13 protein-coding genes and 1 tRNA gene are annotated in these 14,929 nt (G+C 55.2%); 8 read left to right on the top strand and 6 right to left on the bottom strand.

What is annotated here, in order from left to right; genetic code table 11:
• Positions 1–5 precede the first annotated feature (5 nt).
• On the bottom strand, positions 6–1,862 hold the full coding sequence (locus O3S85_RS13230; RefSeq protein ID WP_269540905.1) for a type 2 periplasmic-binding domain-containing protein: 1,857 nt from the start codon (positions 1,860–1,862) through the stop codon (positions 6–8).
• A 1-nt stretch (position 1,863) separates the two neighbouring features.
• Positions 1,864–2,739 (bottom strand): tetratricopeptide repeat protein, encoded by an 876-nt coding sequence (locus O3S85_RS13225; RefSeq protein WP_269540904.1) that lies wholly within the window; start codon positions 2,737–2,739, stop codon positions 1,864–1,866.
• A gap of 396 nt (positions 2,740–3,135) precedes the next feature.
• Here O3S85_RS13225 and O3S85_RS13220 point away from each other — a divergent pair, with 396 nt between their 5' ends.
• The 4 genes from O3S85_RS13220 to O3S85_RS13205 all read left to right on the top strand — a co-directional run bounded on the left by O3S85_RS13220 (position 3,136) and on the right by O3S85_RS13205 (position 6,923).
• Positions 3,136–4,173, top strand: a complete 1,038-nt coding sequence (locus O3S85_RS13220) for an aldo/keto reductase (RefSeq protein ID WP_269540903.1) — start codon at positions 3,136–3,138, stop codon at positions 4,171–4,173.
• Between the two features lie 146 nt (positions 4,174–4,319).
• Positions 4,320–4,982 carry a prepilin-type N-terminal cleavage/methylation domain-containing protein gene (locus O3S85_RS13215; RefSeq protein WP_269540902.1) on the top strand — a complete coding sequence of 221 codons (663 nt, stop codon included), beginning with the start codon at positions 4,320–4,322 and terminating at the stop codon, positions 4,980–4,982.
• Positions 4,983–5,036: 54 nt separating this feature from the next.
• Positions 5,037–5,828 (top strand): glycosyl hydrolase 2 galactose-binding domain-containing protein, encoded by a 792-nt coding sequence (locus tag O3S85_RS13210; RefSeq protein WP_269540901.1) that lies wholly within the window; start codon positions 5,037–5,039, stop codon positions 5,826–5,828.
• Positions 5,829–6,923 (top strand): Gfo/Idh/MocA family protein, encoded by a 1,095-nt coding sequence (locus O3S85_RS13205; protein ID WP_269540900.1) that lies wholly within the window; start codon positions 5,829–5,831, stop codon positions 6,921–6,923.
• 29 nt (positions 6,924–6,952) lie between these two features.
• On the opposite strand, the gene O3S85_RS13200 is transcribed toward O3S85_RS13205, so the two are convergent.
• From O3S85_RS13200 to O3S85_RS13190, 3 genes are all read right to left on the bottom strand, one after another.
• On the bottom strand, positions 6,953–7,279 hold the full coding sequence (locus tag O3S85_RS13200) for a hypothetical protein (protein WP_269540899.1): 327 nt from the start codon (positions 7,277–7,279) through the stop codon (positions 6,953–6,955).
• A 10-nt stretch (positions 7,280–7,289) separates the two neighbouring features.
• Positions 7,290–9,452 (bottom strand): bifunctional serine/threonine-protein kinase/formylglycine-generating enzyme family protein, encoded by a 2,163-nt coding sequence (locus O3S85_RS13195; protein ID WP_269540898.1) that lies wholly within the window; start codon positions 9,450–9,452, stop codon positions 7,290–7,292.
• Positions 9,453–9,684: 232 nt separating this feature from the next.
• Positions 9,685–9,759, bottom strand: a tRNA-Cys gene (locus O3S85_RS13190).
• Between the two features lie 119 nt (positions 9,760–9,878).
• Between O3S85_RS13190 and O3S85_RS13185 the strand changes: the two genes are divergently transcribed.
• A complete protein-coding gene (locus O3S85_RS13185; RefSeq protein ID WP_269540897.1) occupies positions 9,879–10,667 on the top strand; it encodes a ParA family protein in 789 nt (262 codons plus the stop codon).
• Between the two features lie 302 nt (positions 10,668–10,969).
• Here O3S85_RS13185 and O3S85_RS13180 read toward each other — a convergent pair whose 3' ends face one another.
• Entirely contained in the window at positions 10,970–11,299 is a 330-nt protein-coding gene (locus tag O3S85_RS13180) for an HU family DNA-binding protein (RefSeq protein ID WP_269540896.1), read from the bottom strand.
• Between the two features lie 181 nt (positions 11,300–11,480).
• Here O3S85_RS13180 and O3S85_RS13175 point away from each other — a divergent pair, with 181 nt between their 5' ends.
• The 3 genes from O3S85_RS13175 to O3S85_RS13165 all read left to right on the top strand — a co-directional run bounded on the left by O3S85_RS13175 (position 11,481) and on the right by O3S85_RS13165 (position 14,776).
• Positions 11,481–13,136 (top strand): AAA family ATPase, encoded by a 1,656-nt coding sequence (locus O3S85_RS13175; protein WP_269540895.1) that lies wholly within the window; start codon positions 11,481–11,483, stop codon positions 13,134–13,136.
• A gap of 66 nt (positions 13,137–13,202) precedes the next feature.
• Positions 13,203–13,898 carry a bifunctional demethylmenaquinone methyltransferase/2-methoxy-6-polyprenyl-1,4-benzoquinol methylase UbiE gene (gene ubiE / locus O3S85_RS13170; RefSeq protein WP_269540894.1) on the top strand — a complete coding sequence of 232 codons (696 nt, stop codon included), beginning with the start codon at positions 13,203–13,205 and terminating at the stop codon, positions 13,896–13,898.
• Entirely contained in the window at positions 13,895–14,776 is an 882-nt protein-coding gene (locus tag O3S85_RS13165; RefSeq protein ID WP_269540893.1) for an ABC transporter permease, read from the top strand. The genes ubiE and O3S85_RS13165 overlap by 4 nt, the downstream gene beginning before the upstream one ends.
• The last annotated feature ends 153 nt before the right edge of the window (positions 14,777–14,929 follow it).

Genomic DNA, 14,929 nt, shown 5'->3' with positions numbered 1-14,929 from the left:
AGTAATTAATCAATATCCGGGAAAGGTTCGCCCGGGTGAAGTCGGCTCCAGATCAAATCAAGCATTACGCCTTCATCGCTACCCAGGCTCTGATAGAACAAAGACTGGAAGCGGTTAGCCACTTTGGAATCATGATCCTTCGCCGCAAAAAACTCTTCGACCGACAAGTTGCGATCCAGTGCACGGGTGCGATCTCTCGCATTTTGACGATCTTGATACCAGTAACCTTGCATGCCCTGGTATGGATTTTCCAAAAATTCCATGAATCCGTTGGAGAAATCTTCGTAAGACATTTCACCAGTCACCATGAGCTTAAAGTCACCCTGCCACTTACTGCGAATCGGGGCACGTGAATTGGTGGGGTTAAAGGTCATTTCACCCGGATAACCCTCGATGATTGGAGAAAACTCCACCATAGATTCCACCGGCTTCGCGCCAAGGGCAGCAGGCAGCCAAGCTGCGCGGCGGTTGAACTCCTCATTGATCGGCTGCGATGAGAGGAACTTGAGGAAGTCCAGGGACCAATCAAAATTCCGCGACTGCTTATTCACCGCCAAGGGTACGCCGGCCTTAAAGTTAGCCTCCGATGGCAGGTAGTATAGCATATCAGCCCAACGCTCATCGGGCGCGGGCGTGGGAACTGGCTTGATCTGCACCTGGAAGCGCTTGCTGGGGTCCTCACTTTCCTGTGAGCCTTTGTAAACGCCAGCGGCATCCCAGCCACCAGATGCAAAGACTGCGGCATCACCGGAAACGAAGCGACGCTGCACTTGCTCGCGGTCGAGGCCCATATACCCAGCGGGGTAAAAACTGCTAAAAAGCTTGGCCAGCTTGACGAACTCAATAATCGGCTCGTCCTGGAAGGTCCAGGCACCACGGTGCAATGCATCCATTGCCTCCAAGCCACTGATGCCCGGCGACCCATTTTGCTCGATCTGGTTGTTACCCAGATGACGGAAGAAGCTGATCTGATAGCGGTAGATAGGGTCACCAATCGCATAGTTACCAACCGAGATTGGCGTGAGGGTGCTACGGTCCTTCTCGATAGCCATTTCTTCAATCGCAAAGCAGAAGAGAATGAACTGCCCCAAGGTTTCGGGGGGAACATCCGCCTTGTCCAACCAAGTCCGCAACCGCTCATTGTCGGGCAAATAACCAGTCACTTCGCCATCGACATCATTGATCCAGACCTGCTGCAACCACTCTGGCTGCGGTTTCTTGTCGATGTTGGCGAGAATGTATTCCTTCGCTTCATTAACCAGCTTGGTGTTGTAGAACATGCGAACGCTGCCGAAGCTACTAACCGGCACCGAGTAGTAATCGTTCAGCTCACCTTTCCAGCCACCTTCCATACCATCGAGGAAGGTTTCCTTCCATGGAGAAACTGCCAGATATTCGCGCAATTCCTCTTCCATCTCTGGGTCTGTATACTCACGGGAATTGTAAGGATTGGGCTCCTTCACATACTCACCCAGCGACGCATAAAAGCGCGCGATCGAGCTACCCTCAATGATGGTGGACATACCTGCGGCTGCGATGTCTGGCGCGGTGCCACTAATCAGGTGCACGTTCATGAATTGGGGATACACCCGGGTGGGCAGCGCCATTTGTGTCACTGTGATCCCGGCTTCCTTAACATGCGGAAGATTATTGTATTCATTCATAGCCCACTCAAGGGCCTCACGATAACCTGGCTCTAGCTGCCAATGCGCCACGCGCACGATTTTGTTATCACCATCATCACTATGAGTAGCGCTATAAATGAAGAAACGGCCGGCACTAAAAAGGTAAGCAATCAGCAAAATGCCGAGCGCCACCAAGTTCCAGTTAAAGCCTTTGCTCTCTGAATCGTCTTTGCTCATACTACCAGGTCTGCAGTTCAGGAGGAGTAATACCGCTATCCGGGTGTTTTTTCACGTATGCGCGAACATAATCGCGTGAAAGTGTGCCATACGGGCTGCGGGGAAACTCGTTAACAATACGTGTCCACAGGCGGACTGCTTCGCGCTCCTCCCCTAATTCATTAGCCCATTCGGCCATACGCCAAAGGAAAAAGTGCGTCGACGCGTCATTGGAGAATCCGAGTTCTTCCGCAATGAGATAATACTCCAGCGCCTTGCTCGGATCTTCCATGCCAAAATAATAGGTATCACCCAAATACTGATAGGCGATGTTCGCCCAGTTGGAGTCCGGATCACGCTCAATCTGCTCTTGGATGATTTTGATACCTTCTAGAATAGAAGACGTATCCAGTTGCTGGATGTAAGTCTGCGCCAATCGCAGCGAGGACTGGTAACCGAACTCCCCGGTGGGATGGGTTTCCATTACATCGCGGTAAAGGGCGCGAGCCTTGTCCAAGTCAACAACATCGCCGGGGTAATCATTCACCTCATAGATACGCGCCAGCGAAAGCTTAACGCGTGTCTTCCAATCGTCGGAAATATCTGCCGCCAGCAGCTCATTGAACAAACCTTCTGCTTGGTCGATCGTCTCAGCGCGAGGCGGTGGGCGATGCCAGCTTGCCAAAGCGTAGGCATATGTCGCATCAAGCCATTTTTCATCCGAAGGCGAGAGCTCGGGTTGTGCGATGGAGAGCTGATCATAAGCCTCGCCGAAATCAAACATCTCCAGCGCGTCCAGGCCTTTTTCGTAGGCTGAGAGTTCTCCATCACCCGACCGATCTTGAGCGTCACAACCGCTAAAGATGAGCGTAAATGCCGTAATCACTTCTATGATCACGAGCCTACCATAAAAGTTAAACTTGGAGTTATTGGGATTCATTGATCGGGGGAAACCACCAATGAGAGTAAATGAACTAACCTTGTCCACCTAAAAATTGCATCCTTTGTTTAATAACTTGTTAGAGAGTATGGTTTAATAAATTTACCGAAATCGAGGTCATCAACTTGCTGACTTACTCACCCGTCAGACGAATCGATAGTCAAGATTTTCAAGTTACAATAATTCTGCAACCGGTGCATTTTTGGCAAAAAGTTTCACCGTTTCGATTCCTTTTCGAACATCATTTCCAGCGCCGCTGATCGTGCTGGGTGTAAACGTCAGCATCAACAAAAGATAGAAAATTGAAGCTCAAGCGTAGCCAAAAGCGAAAACATCTGCTTACTCTTGCGCCATATGTCGTATTCCCCCTCTGAAAATCGCTACAAGAACAACCCCGCCAACTGGTTTCGCTACTGCGGCAACTCCGGCTTGAAACTACCCGCGGTCAGCATGGGTGCCTGGCACAACTTCGGCGCGCCGGGTACCGACTCCCTCCACAGCGGTGACGAGGCGACCATCCACGCGAATTGCCAACAAATGCTTTTTACCTCCTTCGATCTGGGCATCACCCACTTCGACTTGGCCAACAACTACGGCCCTCCCCCCGGCTCAGCCGAAGAACGCTGCGGTAAAATTATCCGCGAGGACTTTGCCAATCACCGCGACGAACTCATCATCTCGTCGAAGGCCGGCTACCACATGTGGGATGGCCCCTATGGCGACGGCGGTTCGCGCAAATACATCATCAGCTCCTGCGACCAGTCACTCAAGCGCCTGCAGCTTGATTATGTGGACATCTTTTATCACCACCGCCCGGATAACGAGACCCCGCTGGAGGAAACCCTGGCCGCGCTCGACTATCTCGTCCAAAGCGGACGTGCACTCTACACGGGTTTTTCCAACTACTATGCGCCGGAGCATGCCCGGCAAGTCGTGGAAACCTGTCGCCGCAATGGCTGGACGGTGCCCATCATCCACCAGTTCAGCTACAGTATGCTCAATCGCGAGGGGCGCGACGCATTACTTAAAACCAACGCTGCTGATGGCGTCGGCACAATGATATTTAGTCCGCTTGCAGGTGGCCTTCTGACTGGGAAGTACCTGCAGGACATCCCGGAGGATTCCCGCATCGGCAGCCAAAGCGTTTTCCTGAACGCCGACCGCATCACCCCCGAACTCCAGCAGAAGCTCCGCGCCCTCAATGAAGTCGCCTCCGAGCGCGGGCAAACCCTCGCACAACTCGCGTTAGCGTGGGTGCTTCGCCACCCGGAAACCACCAGCGTCTTGATCGGTGCCAGCCGCCCCAAGCAGATTACAGACTGCGCCAAAGCACTGGACGCAGGCCCTCTGAGCGACGAAGAATTGGCGAAAATCGATTCCATTTTGAGCTAAGTCTCCGTTCCGAATCGCTATTTCGATGATATCGGGTCTTAGCTGACAACTGACACCGGGAATCACCTATACAGCAAGGATTCGTCAACCAATGCTTGCAATTAGTCCGCAGTTGATTAATCGTATGCATTCAAACCCCTTACTTTATGAAACTCCCCTATCGTACCCCCCGACAGGGTTTTACCTTGGTAGAACTCCTGACAGTTATCGCCATCGTCGCCATTTTGGCCACGATCCTCATACCCGCAGTCGGCAAAGTCCGACATGCCGCCAAAACCAGTGAGTGCCAATCAACACTTCGCAACTGGGGAAGCTTACTCCAGGTTTATGCGCAGGAAAATGATTTCCGCATGCCAAACCCATGGTTGCCCAAACAAGCGAGTGAAGAGTTGGACGACAACCTGCCCTGGACAGCTAGCTTGGTAAATAATGGCTACATCACAAAGGACGAAACTTATAACATGATGGTTTGCCCAAATACCGACTGCCTTGCTGGGGAAGGCACGGTCTGCTATGCAATGAACAAAAACCTGGTGACCAGATGGGATCAGCAATATTGGTATCATAACAAGCTGATAAACCCAACCGACACGGTCATGCTTGGCGATGTTGGCATCAATGAAAACTGGGGTTTCGGAGGCAAAGGTAGTGGTGGCACCACACTGGCCCACCCCGACGAAGCAACCCGACCGGTTGACACGCTTGGATTTCGCGAGGCCAACAACACCGCAAACATTCTTTTTGCCGACGGCCACGTGGAGGGCCTGACCATTGATGAGGTGACACTCAAAATGTTTCACCCCTTCTAAGAGAATCATTTTTATCTCGCACTAGCGAAACGCTTCGCAACTTACTGGGGGGGCATGTCATCGCCCCCCACCCTGACACCAAACCACTGTTTAAACCAGAACTGGGAATTCCGCCAGGCTGGCGAAAAAACATCGCTCCAGGCGACCGTCCCGGGTTGCGTACATACCGATTTGCTCAGCCATGGGTTAATCCCTGATCCCTTTTGCCGTCGCAACGAGCATGACCTGCTCTGGGTCGAACAGACGGACTGGCAATATCGCACGAGCATTACGTTAACCGAGGCTGATCTGGCCGCCCAGCACGTGAGCGCCGTGGATATTTACACGGTATTCGACGGCGTCAAAGCCGCTTCCGGAGAACTCTCCTGGCAGGTCTGGTCAGTCGCCGAAAACAAATTGCTGCTGGAGGAATCCAAGGCCGTCAAGCTCACCCCCGGCAAACCCATTTCTGGCAAAAAGCTCGACCTGGCCAAGCAAGTTGAATCCCACAGTTTCGATGACTTGATCATCCGCACGCGCCTCACCGCGGAGGGTTACGAAGACAGCGTTAACACCACCTGCCTGACCGGACCCAAGCGTCTGGAATTCCAGTTACCGAAAATAAAAACCAAGGTAGCCAAAGCCAGCGACGGTGCGTTCGCCATCACATTATCCACGGATAAAATCGCCTACCGCGTCTACCTGAATCTCGACGGCGCGATTCCGCATCGCTTGAGCGACAACTTCTTCGACCTCTTCCCTGGCGAAGAAAAAAACGTCACCCTGCGACTGTTTGACAATATCTCTGTCGCCGAAGTACGAAAGAGGCTGACCGTTTACTCTTACCGCGAAAGTTATCTCGACTAAATGAGCACAGAAAAGACAGTTCGACTCGGCATCATCGGCCTTGGCACGATGGGCAACATTCACGCCAGAAACATCCTCGAAGGACGAGCGTCCGGCCTGACGCTGGCCGCCATTGCCGACGCGGATGAGGCCCGCCTCAGCGTATTTTCGGAATCGGTGGCGAAGTTCACTGATTCCACCACAATGATGGACTCCGGCCAGGTGGAAGCGGTGCTTATCGCGACGCCGCACTTCAGCCACACTCCCCTGGGAATTGCGGCGCTCGAGCGCAATTTGCACGTGCTGGTGGAGAAGCCTATTTCAGTCCACAAGGCCGATTGCGAGAAACTGATCCGCGCCCACACCAACCCTGATCTGGTCTTTGGCGCGGTCTTCAACCAACGCTGCACGCCACACTACCGAAAGCTGCGCGAGCTGATCCAAAGTGGTCAGCTGGGCGAGATACAACGCGTCAACTGGACCATCACCGACTGGTACCGCACCGACACCTACTACCGCATGGGTAGCTGGCGCGCCACTTGGAAAGGCGAAGGCGGCGGCGTGCTGCTCAACCAATGCCCGCACAACCTGGACTTGCTACAATGGCTGTTTGGCATGCCGAAAAAGCTCACCGCCATCTGCCAGTTTGGCCGCCATCATGACATTGAGGTGGAAGACGACGTGACTGCGATGCTGGAGTTCGCCAACGGGGCCACCGGTGTCTTTGTCACCAGCACGGGAGAGGCTCCCGGAGTCAACCGACTCGAAGTGGCCTGCGATCGCGGGCTGATCATCATTGAGGGCGAGAAGTTTCAGTTCACCCGAACCGAGAAACTCGTCTCCGAGCACTTGCGCCAGTCCACTCACGGCTTTGATCGCCCGGAAAAATGGCACATCGATATACCGCATCAGGCCGGTGCAAACGGCCATGTCGCCATCCTCACCAATTTCGCCAATGCGATTCTCCACGGCGAGCCGCTCATTGCGCCAGCCGCGGAAGGCATCCACTCGGTGGAGCTCGCCAATGCGATGCTTTACTCCACCTTCAAGAGCCAGCCGGTCGTCCTGCCACTGGATGGGCAAGCCTACGAAGCAGAGCTGGTCGCACGCTATTAGAGCAACCAGAAAGTATCTCGCGCGGGCCGCTACGCTTCCAGCGTAACGACGCAGTTTTCGGACATCTTCAAAATACGAGTACCCAGAACTTTCTGGGGCTCGTCGCGCGGCACTTCCACGCCATCAAGTTTGGTCGAGTTGCTGACGGCCTTGGGCACAACCACGAACCAATGGCCTTCCTGCTTCAAGATTTTCACATGAATCCGGGACACCGTCTTAATGAAGTAAAAAACGTCTTTGGCCACCGTGCCTTCGCGACCAAGAATGTCGCCATGGTGCGCCAGGTAGGTCTTGCCTTCTACGGTCACCTTAAGGCCGGGTTCAATCGTCGTGGAATCGTGTAAGCTATCAGGCATTGTGCAGGAATTAATTTTCGGGCGAATTGTGGAAAGTAATCGGTATCAGTGCAACGCGAAAGCCGATGCGCGGGTCCTTTGTTTCCGGTGGGTAACTTTCGCGAACACTCACACGTAAGTCGGAACCACCCTGCGTATAATTTCCACCACGGACGACTTTGGCCTCGCCGGTTTCCGGGCCAGCAAAGTCTTTAACCTCGCCCCCAGGCAACGGGCCATACCAGTCCAGCGTCCACTCGGAAACATTGCCCACGGTGTCATATAACTGAAACTCGTTCGGCTCCAGTTCGCCCACCGGATGCGAGCGCATCTCAGAATTAACGGAGTTCCAAGCAAATCTTTCAAATCTGCCCTGCTGTCCGTAGTAGCCATTCACGGCACCAAGGGATGCGTATTCGAACTGAGCCTGAGTCGGCAGGGAAAACGTATAGCCCTCCGGAATTTGGCTCGCATAAACCTCGTTCAATTTCGCGCAAAACGCCATAGCCTCGCTCCAGGAAACATTTTCCACGGGGTGCTTGCCATGGACGTTTTCGCTGGGGTTCATGCCCATGAATTTTTCATATTCATGCTGCGTCACCTCATGCTGGCAGATCCAGAACCCTTGGGTGAAGTCGACCAGCGTGGAGCTGTCATTCACGGAATCCCCTACACGATGCGCAGGTGATCCAATCTGAAAACGAAATGGCGGTGCCCAGCGAAACACCATGCCGGTATTCTGCAATTTGAAATCATAACCGCGGCGTGGGGCCTCTACGATATCCGGCCCCGCGCGATTGGTAATACCCGTGGAAATAATGCCCTCAGGCACACCACGATGCATACCGGTGTTAATCGTCTGGCCGGGGCCAAAGTTGGGGGATGGCGGACCCTCACCCATGGTGTCAAAGTTGGGCGGACCGGGATACTGTCCACCCGGCGTCGGCCGCGCATTCAAACCTGATGGCCCTGGGCCCGCGGTCAGGTTTGCGTTGTTGGCCAAGGGTGACGCATTAGCCTTAATCGTGGCTTCATGACTCCCCTGATGAAACGCGAGATAGGCGATAGCGCCGCCACCCGCCACGCTGCAAAGCACCAGTAGCACCAAAACCAGCCCAGACAATGGCGACTGCCGCTGCTGGATCGTGACCGGCTGCTGAGTGTTTGCGGAATCCGTTGGCTCTTTTACCGTTGTTTGCGCTGTCGGCGGGTGGCGGTAATTACGGCCACTAAGTTCAATCGAGTCCCCCGCATCACGGATCGTCGGCGCCGCTGGCCCAGACGAATACGCCCCGCTCATCGGCATGGGAAAAGGCGTGGCACTGTTGGCCAGCCCTTCAGTCAGGCAAAGTCGATTAATGACTTCCGCCGCCGAGCTGGGGCGATCGGCAGCGTCCTTCGCCAGACAGGCCGCGATAGTGTCCTCCCATGCTGGCGGGATTTCCTCACCGATGATTTCTAATTCGGTGCGCCGCTCCTGAATACTTGGCGGCATGCTCTCGCGAATTTGCAGGCTGATGTCGCCCGTGTAGAAAACCGGTTTGCCCGTGAGCAAATCAAACAGCGTCGCCCCCAGCCCGTAAATATCGTGGGAAATACAAGGGCGCTGCCCCATGAGCTGCTGCGGGCCCATGTAAAGCATGGTGCCGCGCAGCCCCATCGTGCCCGTTAGCCGGGTATGGGCGTCATTCAGACTCGAGGAAATGCCGAAGTCCGCCACCTTGAGGCGGTTCTTTTGGTCGACCATCAAATTGGCCGGCTTCAGGTCGCGGTGGACGATCTCCGCATTCGAGTGCGCATAATGAAGCGCCGAACAAAGCTCCATCGTCAAAGAGGCGATTTCTGCCACTTCAAAATAGCTACCATGCCGGGTATCGCGCAGAGTGGAGAGGTTGTTCCCCTCCACGTATTCCATGGCGACCGCTGCACGGTCATCACCGGAGAAAAACCCGTAAACCCGGATGATATTCGGGTGCGCGAGCTCCATGCCACGGCGGGTTTCCTTCTTCAGGTCTTTAATCGCCGCACTGTCGAAAAGCAGGTTTTCGGTGAGAAATTTGAGCGCAATATCTTTCTCCAGCTCAATGTCGTGCGCCAGCCAAACCACACCCATTCCGCCTCGTCCCAAGAGGCGTTTTAAACGATACCTGTCAAAAACCGTCAGGCCGTTAGTGAGCTTAGCCGTGGCATTCATTTACGTTATAAACCTGACTTATCATTCAAGTTGAGGCAATTCATGAAGTAAAACCCGAAAATGCACCTTAATTCAGGCATATTAGGCCCTAAACCCTAACAGACCGAGGCAAGATTGGAGTATTCCGCAGAGGTAGATATTCCCCTTGATAGAATCGAAATCCCATTGCCCAACATTGAGGCATTAAACGGGCCAAATTGCCCAAGGTCACTTGATTCACAAAAATCAGGAATGGAGGTGCGGGGCGGAATCGAACCGCCGAATACAGGTTTTGCAGACCCGGGCCTTACCACTTGGCTACCGCACCATTGACCAAAGCGAACAAGCCAACGTAAAAATCCGAACCTTTCAAGCGCTTTTTGCGTTTTTTCCACATTGGCGTTTTTCGTCTTTCGCCGAAGAGCAATATAATCTAAACCCACCCCAATGCCGACCAAGGTCTTCTCTATCGCCAATCAAAAAGGCGGCGTGGGCAAAACCACGACCGCGATCAACCTCGCCGTGGGCTTGGCCCGCCGCAAGGTGCCTACCCTCCTGATCGATCTCGACGCCCAGGCCAACGCAACCAGCGGCCTCGGATTCGAAAAAGAGCCCGGCGGCAGCCTCTACGACGCCCTTCATGGCGAAGGTGAGGCCATGGACAAGATTCAGGAGACCCGCGATAAGAATCTGTGGATGATCCCCTCGGAAGTCGACTTGTCCGCGATCGAGGTGGAGCTTGGCCAAAAAGAAGACTACCTGATGCAGCTCAAAAACGTGCTGGAGCCCGTCAAGCAAAGTGGCCAGTTCTCCGCGATCATTCTGGATTGCCCCCCTGCCCTCGGCATGATCTCGATGAACAGCCTGACCGCGGCGGACTACCTGCTCGTCGCTCTGCAGTGCGAATACCTCGCACTCGAAGGCCTGGGCCAAATCCTAAGCGTGGTCGACCAGCTCCGCGAAGCTGAGGTGAACCCCGATCTATCTGTCGGTGGCATCCTGATGACGATGTATGACTCCCGCACCAAGCTTTCCAAGGAAATCGTCGATGAGGTCCGCAACTACCGCCCAGACCTCCTTTTCAAGACGATCATCCCGCGCACGGTCCGCCTGTCAGAGGCACCCAGCTTCGGTAAATCCATTTTCGAATACGCCCGGCTCAACCCCGGTGCCTTCGCCTACGGCAAGTTCGCCAAGGAAGTCATCGAGCGCTTCGGACTGGAAAAGAACGGGTAAACGCGGAGAGGCAAAGTTTTCTTTTAGCCGCGGATGAACGCGGATTAAACGCTGATCCATTGCATTTGGCGTGGACGCGGCATTTTGCCGCTTTCCTTAGTCATTGATACTAAAGGCGGCTGGAAGTCGCTTCTACAATCGGCGAGGCAACCAACGGCCATGACGAACCATCCCCAAGAAAGCTATGTGCGGCGATGACGAAGCATCGCCCTAAAAAACTCAGTCACGCTGGCATCCGTGTTACATCCGCGTTCATCCGTGGCTAAAAACCCACGTATCGAACCTAAAAATCCGAACCTCCGCTACTCAGCGGTGTCTTCAGCGTCTAGTTTGGACAAATCTAGATCTTTCAAGTGCGCCTTCAGCTCCTTGCCCGCCTTGAATTTAATCACGGCACGCTTGGGAATGACGACGTCTTTCTCCGGGCGGTTGGGATTGCGGCCGATGCGACTTTTGCGCAACTGGACCTCAAATACGCCGAAATTTCGCAGTTCAACGTTGCGACCGGCGGCAAGTGCGTCCGCAATGGCATCGAGGGTCAATTGGACAGTTTCCCGAACCTCCTTTTGCGGAAAATTGGTTTTTTCGTAGATTTGTAGAACGATATCCCGTTTGGTGAGGTTCCCGGACATGACAAGGAAAGAAAAGAGATGTTATAGACGCAACACGGTGGACTGGTGGAAGTCATAGTCTTGCAACACAAACAGACTGTCAAACATTATTTAGTCCCTCATCATCTATTAGTTAGGAAATTTTTTACACCCACGGACACACCGTCCAAACCCATATAACCCATCCAATTTCATACAAAACATGAGCGATAAAGACGACGGCAACCTCCTCGAAGAAATCCAGAAAAAGCTTCAGAATATGATGCCTCCCGGCAGCAAAGTCATGGGCATGCACCCCATGGGCAGTATGGGAGCCACCGAGGAAGAGCCCACCAAGGGCGAGATCGACCAGGAAGCAGAAGACGCCGAAACCCTGCGCCGCATCCGCGACTTCAACCTTAAACCCAAAGACATTCGCGACCACCTGAACCGCTATGTCATCAAGCAGTTTGACGCGAAAAAGGTCCTCTCCGTCGCCATTTGCGACCACTACAACCACATCCGCCAGTGCCTGGAAAACGAGCGCCTGCTGGAGCAGGACTACGCCAAGCAGAACATCCTCCTGCTCGGGCCCACGGGTGTGGGTAAAACCTACCTGATGCGCAACATCGCGCGTTACATCGGCGTGCCCTTCGTCAAGGCCGACGCCACGAAGTTCTCTGAGACCGGCTACGTGGGCTCCGATGTGGAAGACCTCGTGCGCGACCTCGTCAAGGCGGCCAATGGCAATGTGGAGCTCGCTCAATACGGCATCATTTACATCGACGAAATCGACAAGATTGCCTCCGCCGGCAACGCCCAAGGCGGCAAGGATGTGTCTGGTCGCGGCGTGCAGATCAACCTGCTCAAGCTGATGGAAGACACCGAGGTCAACCTCTTCTCGCCCAATGACATCATGGGCCAGATGCAGGCAATGATGACAGGCGGCCGCGGCGGCAAAAAGCCCAACAAACGCACCATCAATACGCGGCACATCCTGTTCATTGTCAGCGGTGCTTTCGATAAGTTGGGCGAAAAAATCCAGAAGCGCGTCGAGCAGACCTCCATCGGCTTCGGTGCCAATCTCAGCGATGCGGCGGCGGACGACCCCTTCAAATACCTCCAGCAGGCCGCCACGCGCGACTTTATCGACTACGGATTCGAGCCGGAATTCATTGGCCGCATCCCGGTGCGCGTGGCCTGCGAAAGCCTGAAGCCCGAGGACCTCGCCGCGATCCTGACCAGCTCCGAGGGCTCGCTGCTCAAGCAATACCGCCGCGACTTCGCTGGCTACGAGATCGAGTTTAAAATTACGCCGGAATCCATCATCGAGATCGCCCGCCAAGCTTACGAGGAGAAGACCGGTGCCCGCGGCCTAATGACCGTCCTGGAGCGCATTTTCCGAAATTACAAGTTCGAGCTCCCCTCGACCGCCATCAAGTCCTTCGAGGTCACCACCGACATGATCGCCGACCCCGAGGAGTCGCTGACGAAGCTCATCGTCGACCACAAGCACCTGATGCGCGAGGTCTGGGAGAGCGAACTGGAGGCCTTCACTAAAGCCTTCGAAAGCGAAAACAGCTTCAAGCTGACCTTCACCGATGAAGCCGCTGACGTCCTGATCGAAGCCGCCACCGAAGCCGACCGCACCCTCCGCACCATCTGCGATGAGCGCTTTAAGGACTTCCCCCACGGCCTGAACATCGTCGCCCGCAACACCGGCAAGACTGCCTTCGAAATCAGCGCCGCCGCCGCAGAAAACCCCGACAAAGAGCTTTCCCAGTGGGTCGTCCAGAGCTTCAAAGAAGTCGAGGAAAACAAGCCCGCAGACGAAACGCCTCCAATCGACAACGACGCTACCGAACCGGAAAAATCTTAGCGCGACCTCGCAAAAGCGAAACGCGAGGTTGTCAAACGGGCAAAGTTTGCGTTCTAGTAAGGGATTATGCCGGAAGGAGCCGCAATCAGCCAGATGTTTGGACAAATCGCGCATCGCTACGATGCCGCGAATCACGTGCTTAGTGGCGGGGTGGACTTCTACTGGCGCAAAGTGCTCGTGGGCATGGTTGCCAAAGCCAAGCCGCAGGTAGTCGTCGATCTGGCCACCGGTAGCGGCGATGTCGCCTTTGCCCTGCGGCGCAAGTTACCCGCCGAGGTGAATTTGACCGGCCTCGATTTTTGCGAACCGATGCTCGATGAGGCCCGCGCCAAGCAACGCGACCAGTTTGGCGACGAGGCCATCCGCTTCGCCTTTGGCGACTGCCTGGACCTGCCACTGGAAAGCGAGTCCACCGATGCGATCACGATCGCCTTTGGCGTGAGAAATTTCGAGGACCGCCTACGCGGCCTGCGCGAAATGCGCCGCTCCCTGCGCCCCGGCGGACGGCTGTTCATCCTGGAGTTTTCGCAGCCCTACACGTGGTTTCGCCCGTTTTACTATTTCTATCTGAAGTGCGTGCTGCCGCCGCTGGCTGCCATCGTGACGGGGAAAAAAGACGCCTACGACTACCTGGCGTGCTCCATCGAGGGCTTTCCGGCACGTGAGACCCTCAGCGCGCAGATTCGCGAAGCGGGCTTTAGCGAGGTGCGTGCCGTGCCGCTGACGTTTGGCATTGTGGCGATCCACGAAGCGATTCGATGAGCAACGCCGCCGCCAGCCCCCCTGCCCCGGCACCGGCCTCTCCGTGGTCGGATGGGTGGCATCGCTGGCGAAAAAACCGCTTGGCCCTCGCCAGCGCCATCCTGCTTGCGCTGATCATCGCCGTGTGCCTGATCGGCCCGTTTTTCCAACCGGCGAAATACCACGAAGTCACCAACCTTGAGCTAGGTGCCAGCGCGCCATCGGCCGAGCACTGGCTAGGCACCGATATTCTCGGCCGCGACTTGCTGGCGCGCATCATGATCGGCGGGCGTATTTCCTTTGCCGTCGGGCTGCTGGCTTCCCTCGTATCCGTCCTCATTGGCGTGACCTATGGCGTGATCGCCGGGCTGGCCGGAGGCATGGCCGACCGCGCCATGATGCGCGGCGTGGAGATTTTGCAGGCCATGCCCTTTGTGATTTTTGTCATCCTGCTTCTGACCTTTTTCGGGCGAAACTTCGCGCTGATCTTTGTGGCCATTGGTGCCGTCGAATGGCTGACCATGGCGCGCATCGTGCGCGGGCAGGCTCTGGAGCTCAAGACCCGCGAGTTCGTGCAGGCATCGCGCGCACTGGGCCAAGGCGACTTGGCCATTATTTTACGGCACTTGCTACCCAATCTCTTTGGCGTAATCATCGTCTTTGCCACGCTCACGGTGCCGGGCGTCATGCTGCTCGAGGCGTTTATCAGCTTCCTCGGACTCGGCGTGCAAGCCCCGATGACAAGCTGGGGCGACCTGCTCAACCAAGGTGCCGAAACGATGGAAGAGTTCCCGTGGCTCCTGCTTTTTCCTGCGCTGTTTTTCTCGGCAACCTTGTTTTCGCTCAACGCGATCGGTGACGGCCTGCGCGACGCGTTTGACCCGAAGTCCGCAAAGTAAGACGCAAAAGCCGTTGCGCGGGAGTGGCGTAGGTCGGTCTCTTTAGAGGCCGACATGTAATTCGCGCAGAGATGCGGATGGCTGAAGCCGACCGCGCACGCCACGCCAACTCAGCGGACGCCTCGGAGATGCGTCCCTACCCCATTGCTGTTG

The sequence above is a fragment of the Cerasicoccus sp. TK19100 genome, from assembly GCF_027257155.1.
Classification (GTDB): domain Bacteria; phylum Verrucomicrobiota; class Verrucomicrobiia; order Opitutales; family Cerasicoccaceae; genus Cerasicoccus; species Cerasicoccus fimbriatus.
Note: the sequence above shows the minus strand (reverse complement) of the source record. Positions and strands in the feature narration are given on the sequence as shown.

Bases quoted from the DNA above. Each gene is read 5' to 3' on its own strand.
- O3S85_RS13230 (WP_269540905.1), bottom strand. From the start codon at position 1,862: ATGAGCAAAGACGATTCAGAGAGCAAAGGCTTTAACTGGAACTTGGTG.
- O3S85_RS13200 (WP_269540899.1), bottom strand. From the start codon at position 7,279: ATGCCTGATAGCTTACACGATTCCACGACGATTGAACCCGGCCTTAAG.
- O3S85_RS13195 (WP_269540898.1), bottom strand. From the start codon at position 9,452: ATGAATGCCACGGCTAAGCTCACTAACGGCCTGACGGTTTTTGACAGG.
- O3S85_RS13210 (WP_269540901.1), top strand. From the start codon at position 5,037: ATGTCATCGCCCCCCACCCTGACACCAAACCACTGTTTAAACCAGAAC.
- O3S85_RS13205 (WP_269540900.1), top strand. From the start codon at position 5,829: ATGAGCACAGAAAAGACAGTTCGACTCGGCATCATCGGCCTTGGCACG.
- O3S85_RS13175 (WP_269540895.1), top strand. From the start codon at position 11,481: ATGAGCGATAAAGACGACGGCAACCTCCTCGAAGAAATCCAGAAAAAG.
- O3S85_RS13220 (WP_269540903.1), top strand. From the start codon at position 3,136: ATGTCGTATTCCCCCTCTGAAAATCGCTACAAGAACAACCCCGCCAAC.
- O3S85_RS13215 (WP_269540902.1), top strand. From the start codon at position 4,320: ATGAAACTCCCCTATCGTACCCCCCGACAGGGTTTTACCTTGGTAGAA.
- ubiE (WP_269540894.1), top strand. From the start codon at position 13,203: ATGCCGGAAGGAGCCGCAATCAGCCAGATGTTTGGACAAATCGCGCAT.
- O3S85_RS13165 (WP_269540893.1), top strand. From the start codon at position 13,895: ATGAGCAACGCCGCCGCCAGCCCCCCTGCCCCGGCACCGGCCTCTCCG.
- O3S85_RS13180 (WP_269540896.1), bottom strand. From the start codon at position 11,299: ATGTCCGGGAACCTCACCAAACGGGATATCGTTCTACAAATCTACGAA.
- O3S85_RS13185 (WP_269540897.1), top strand. From the start codon at position 9,879: ATGCCGACCAAGGTCTTCTCTATCGCCAATCAAAAAGGCGGCGTGGGC.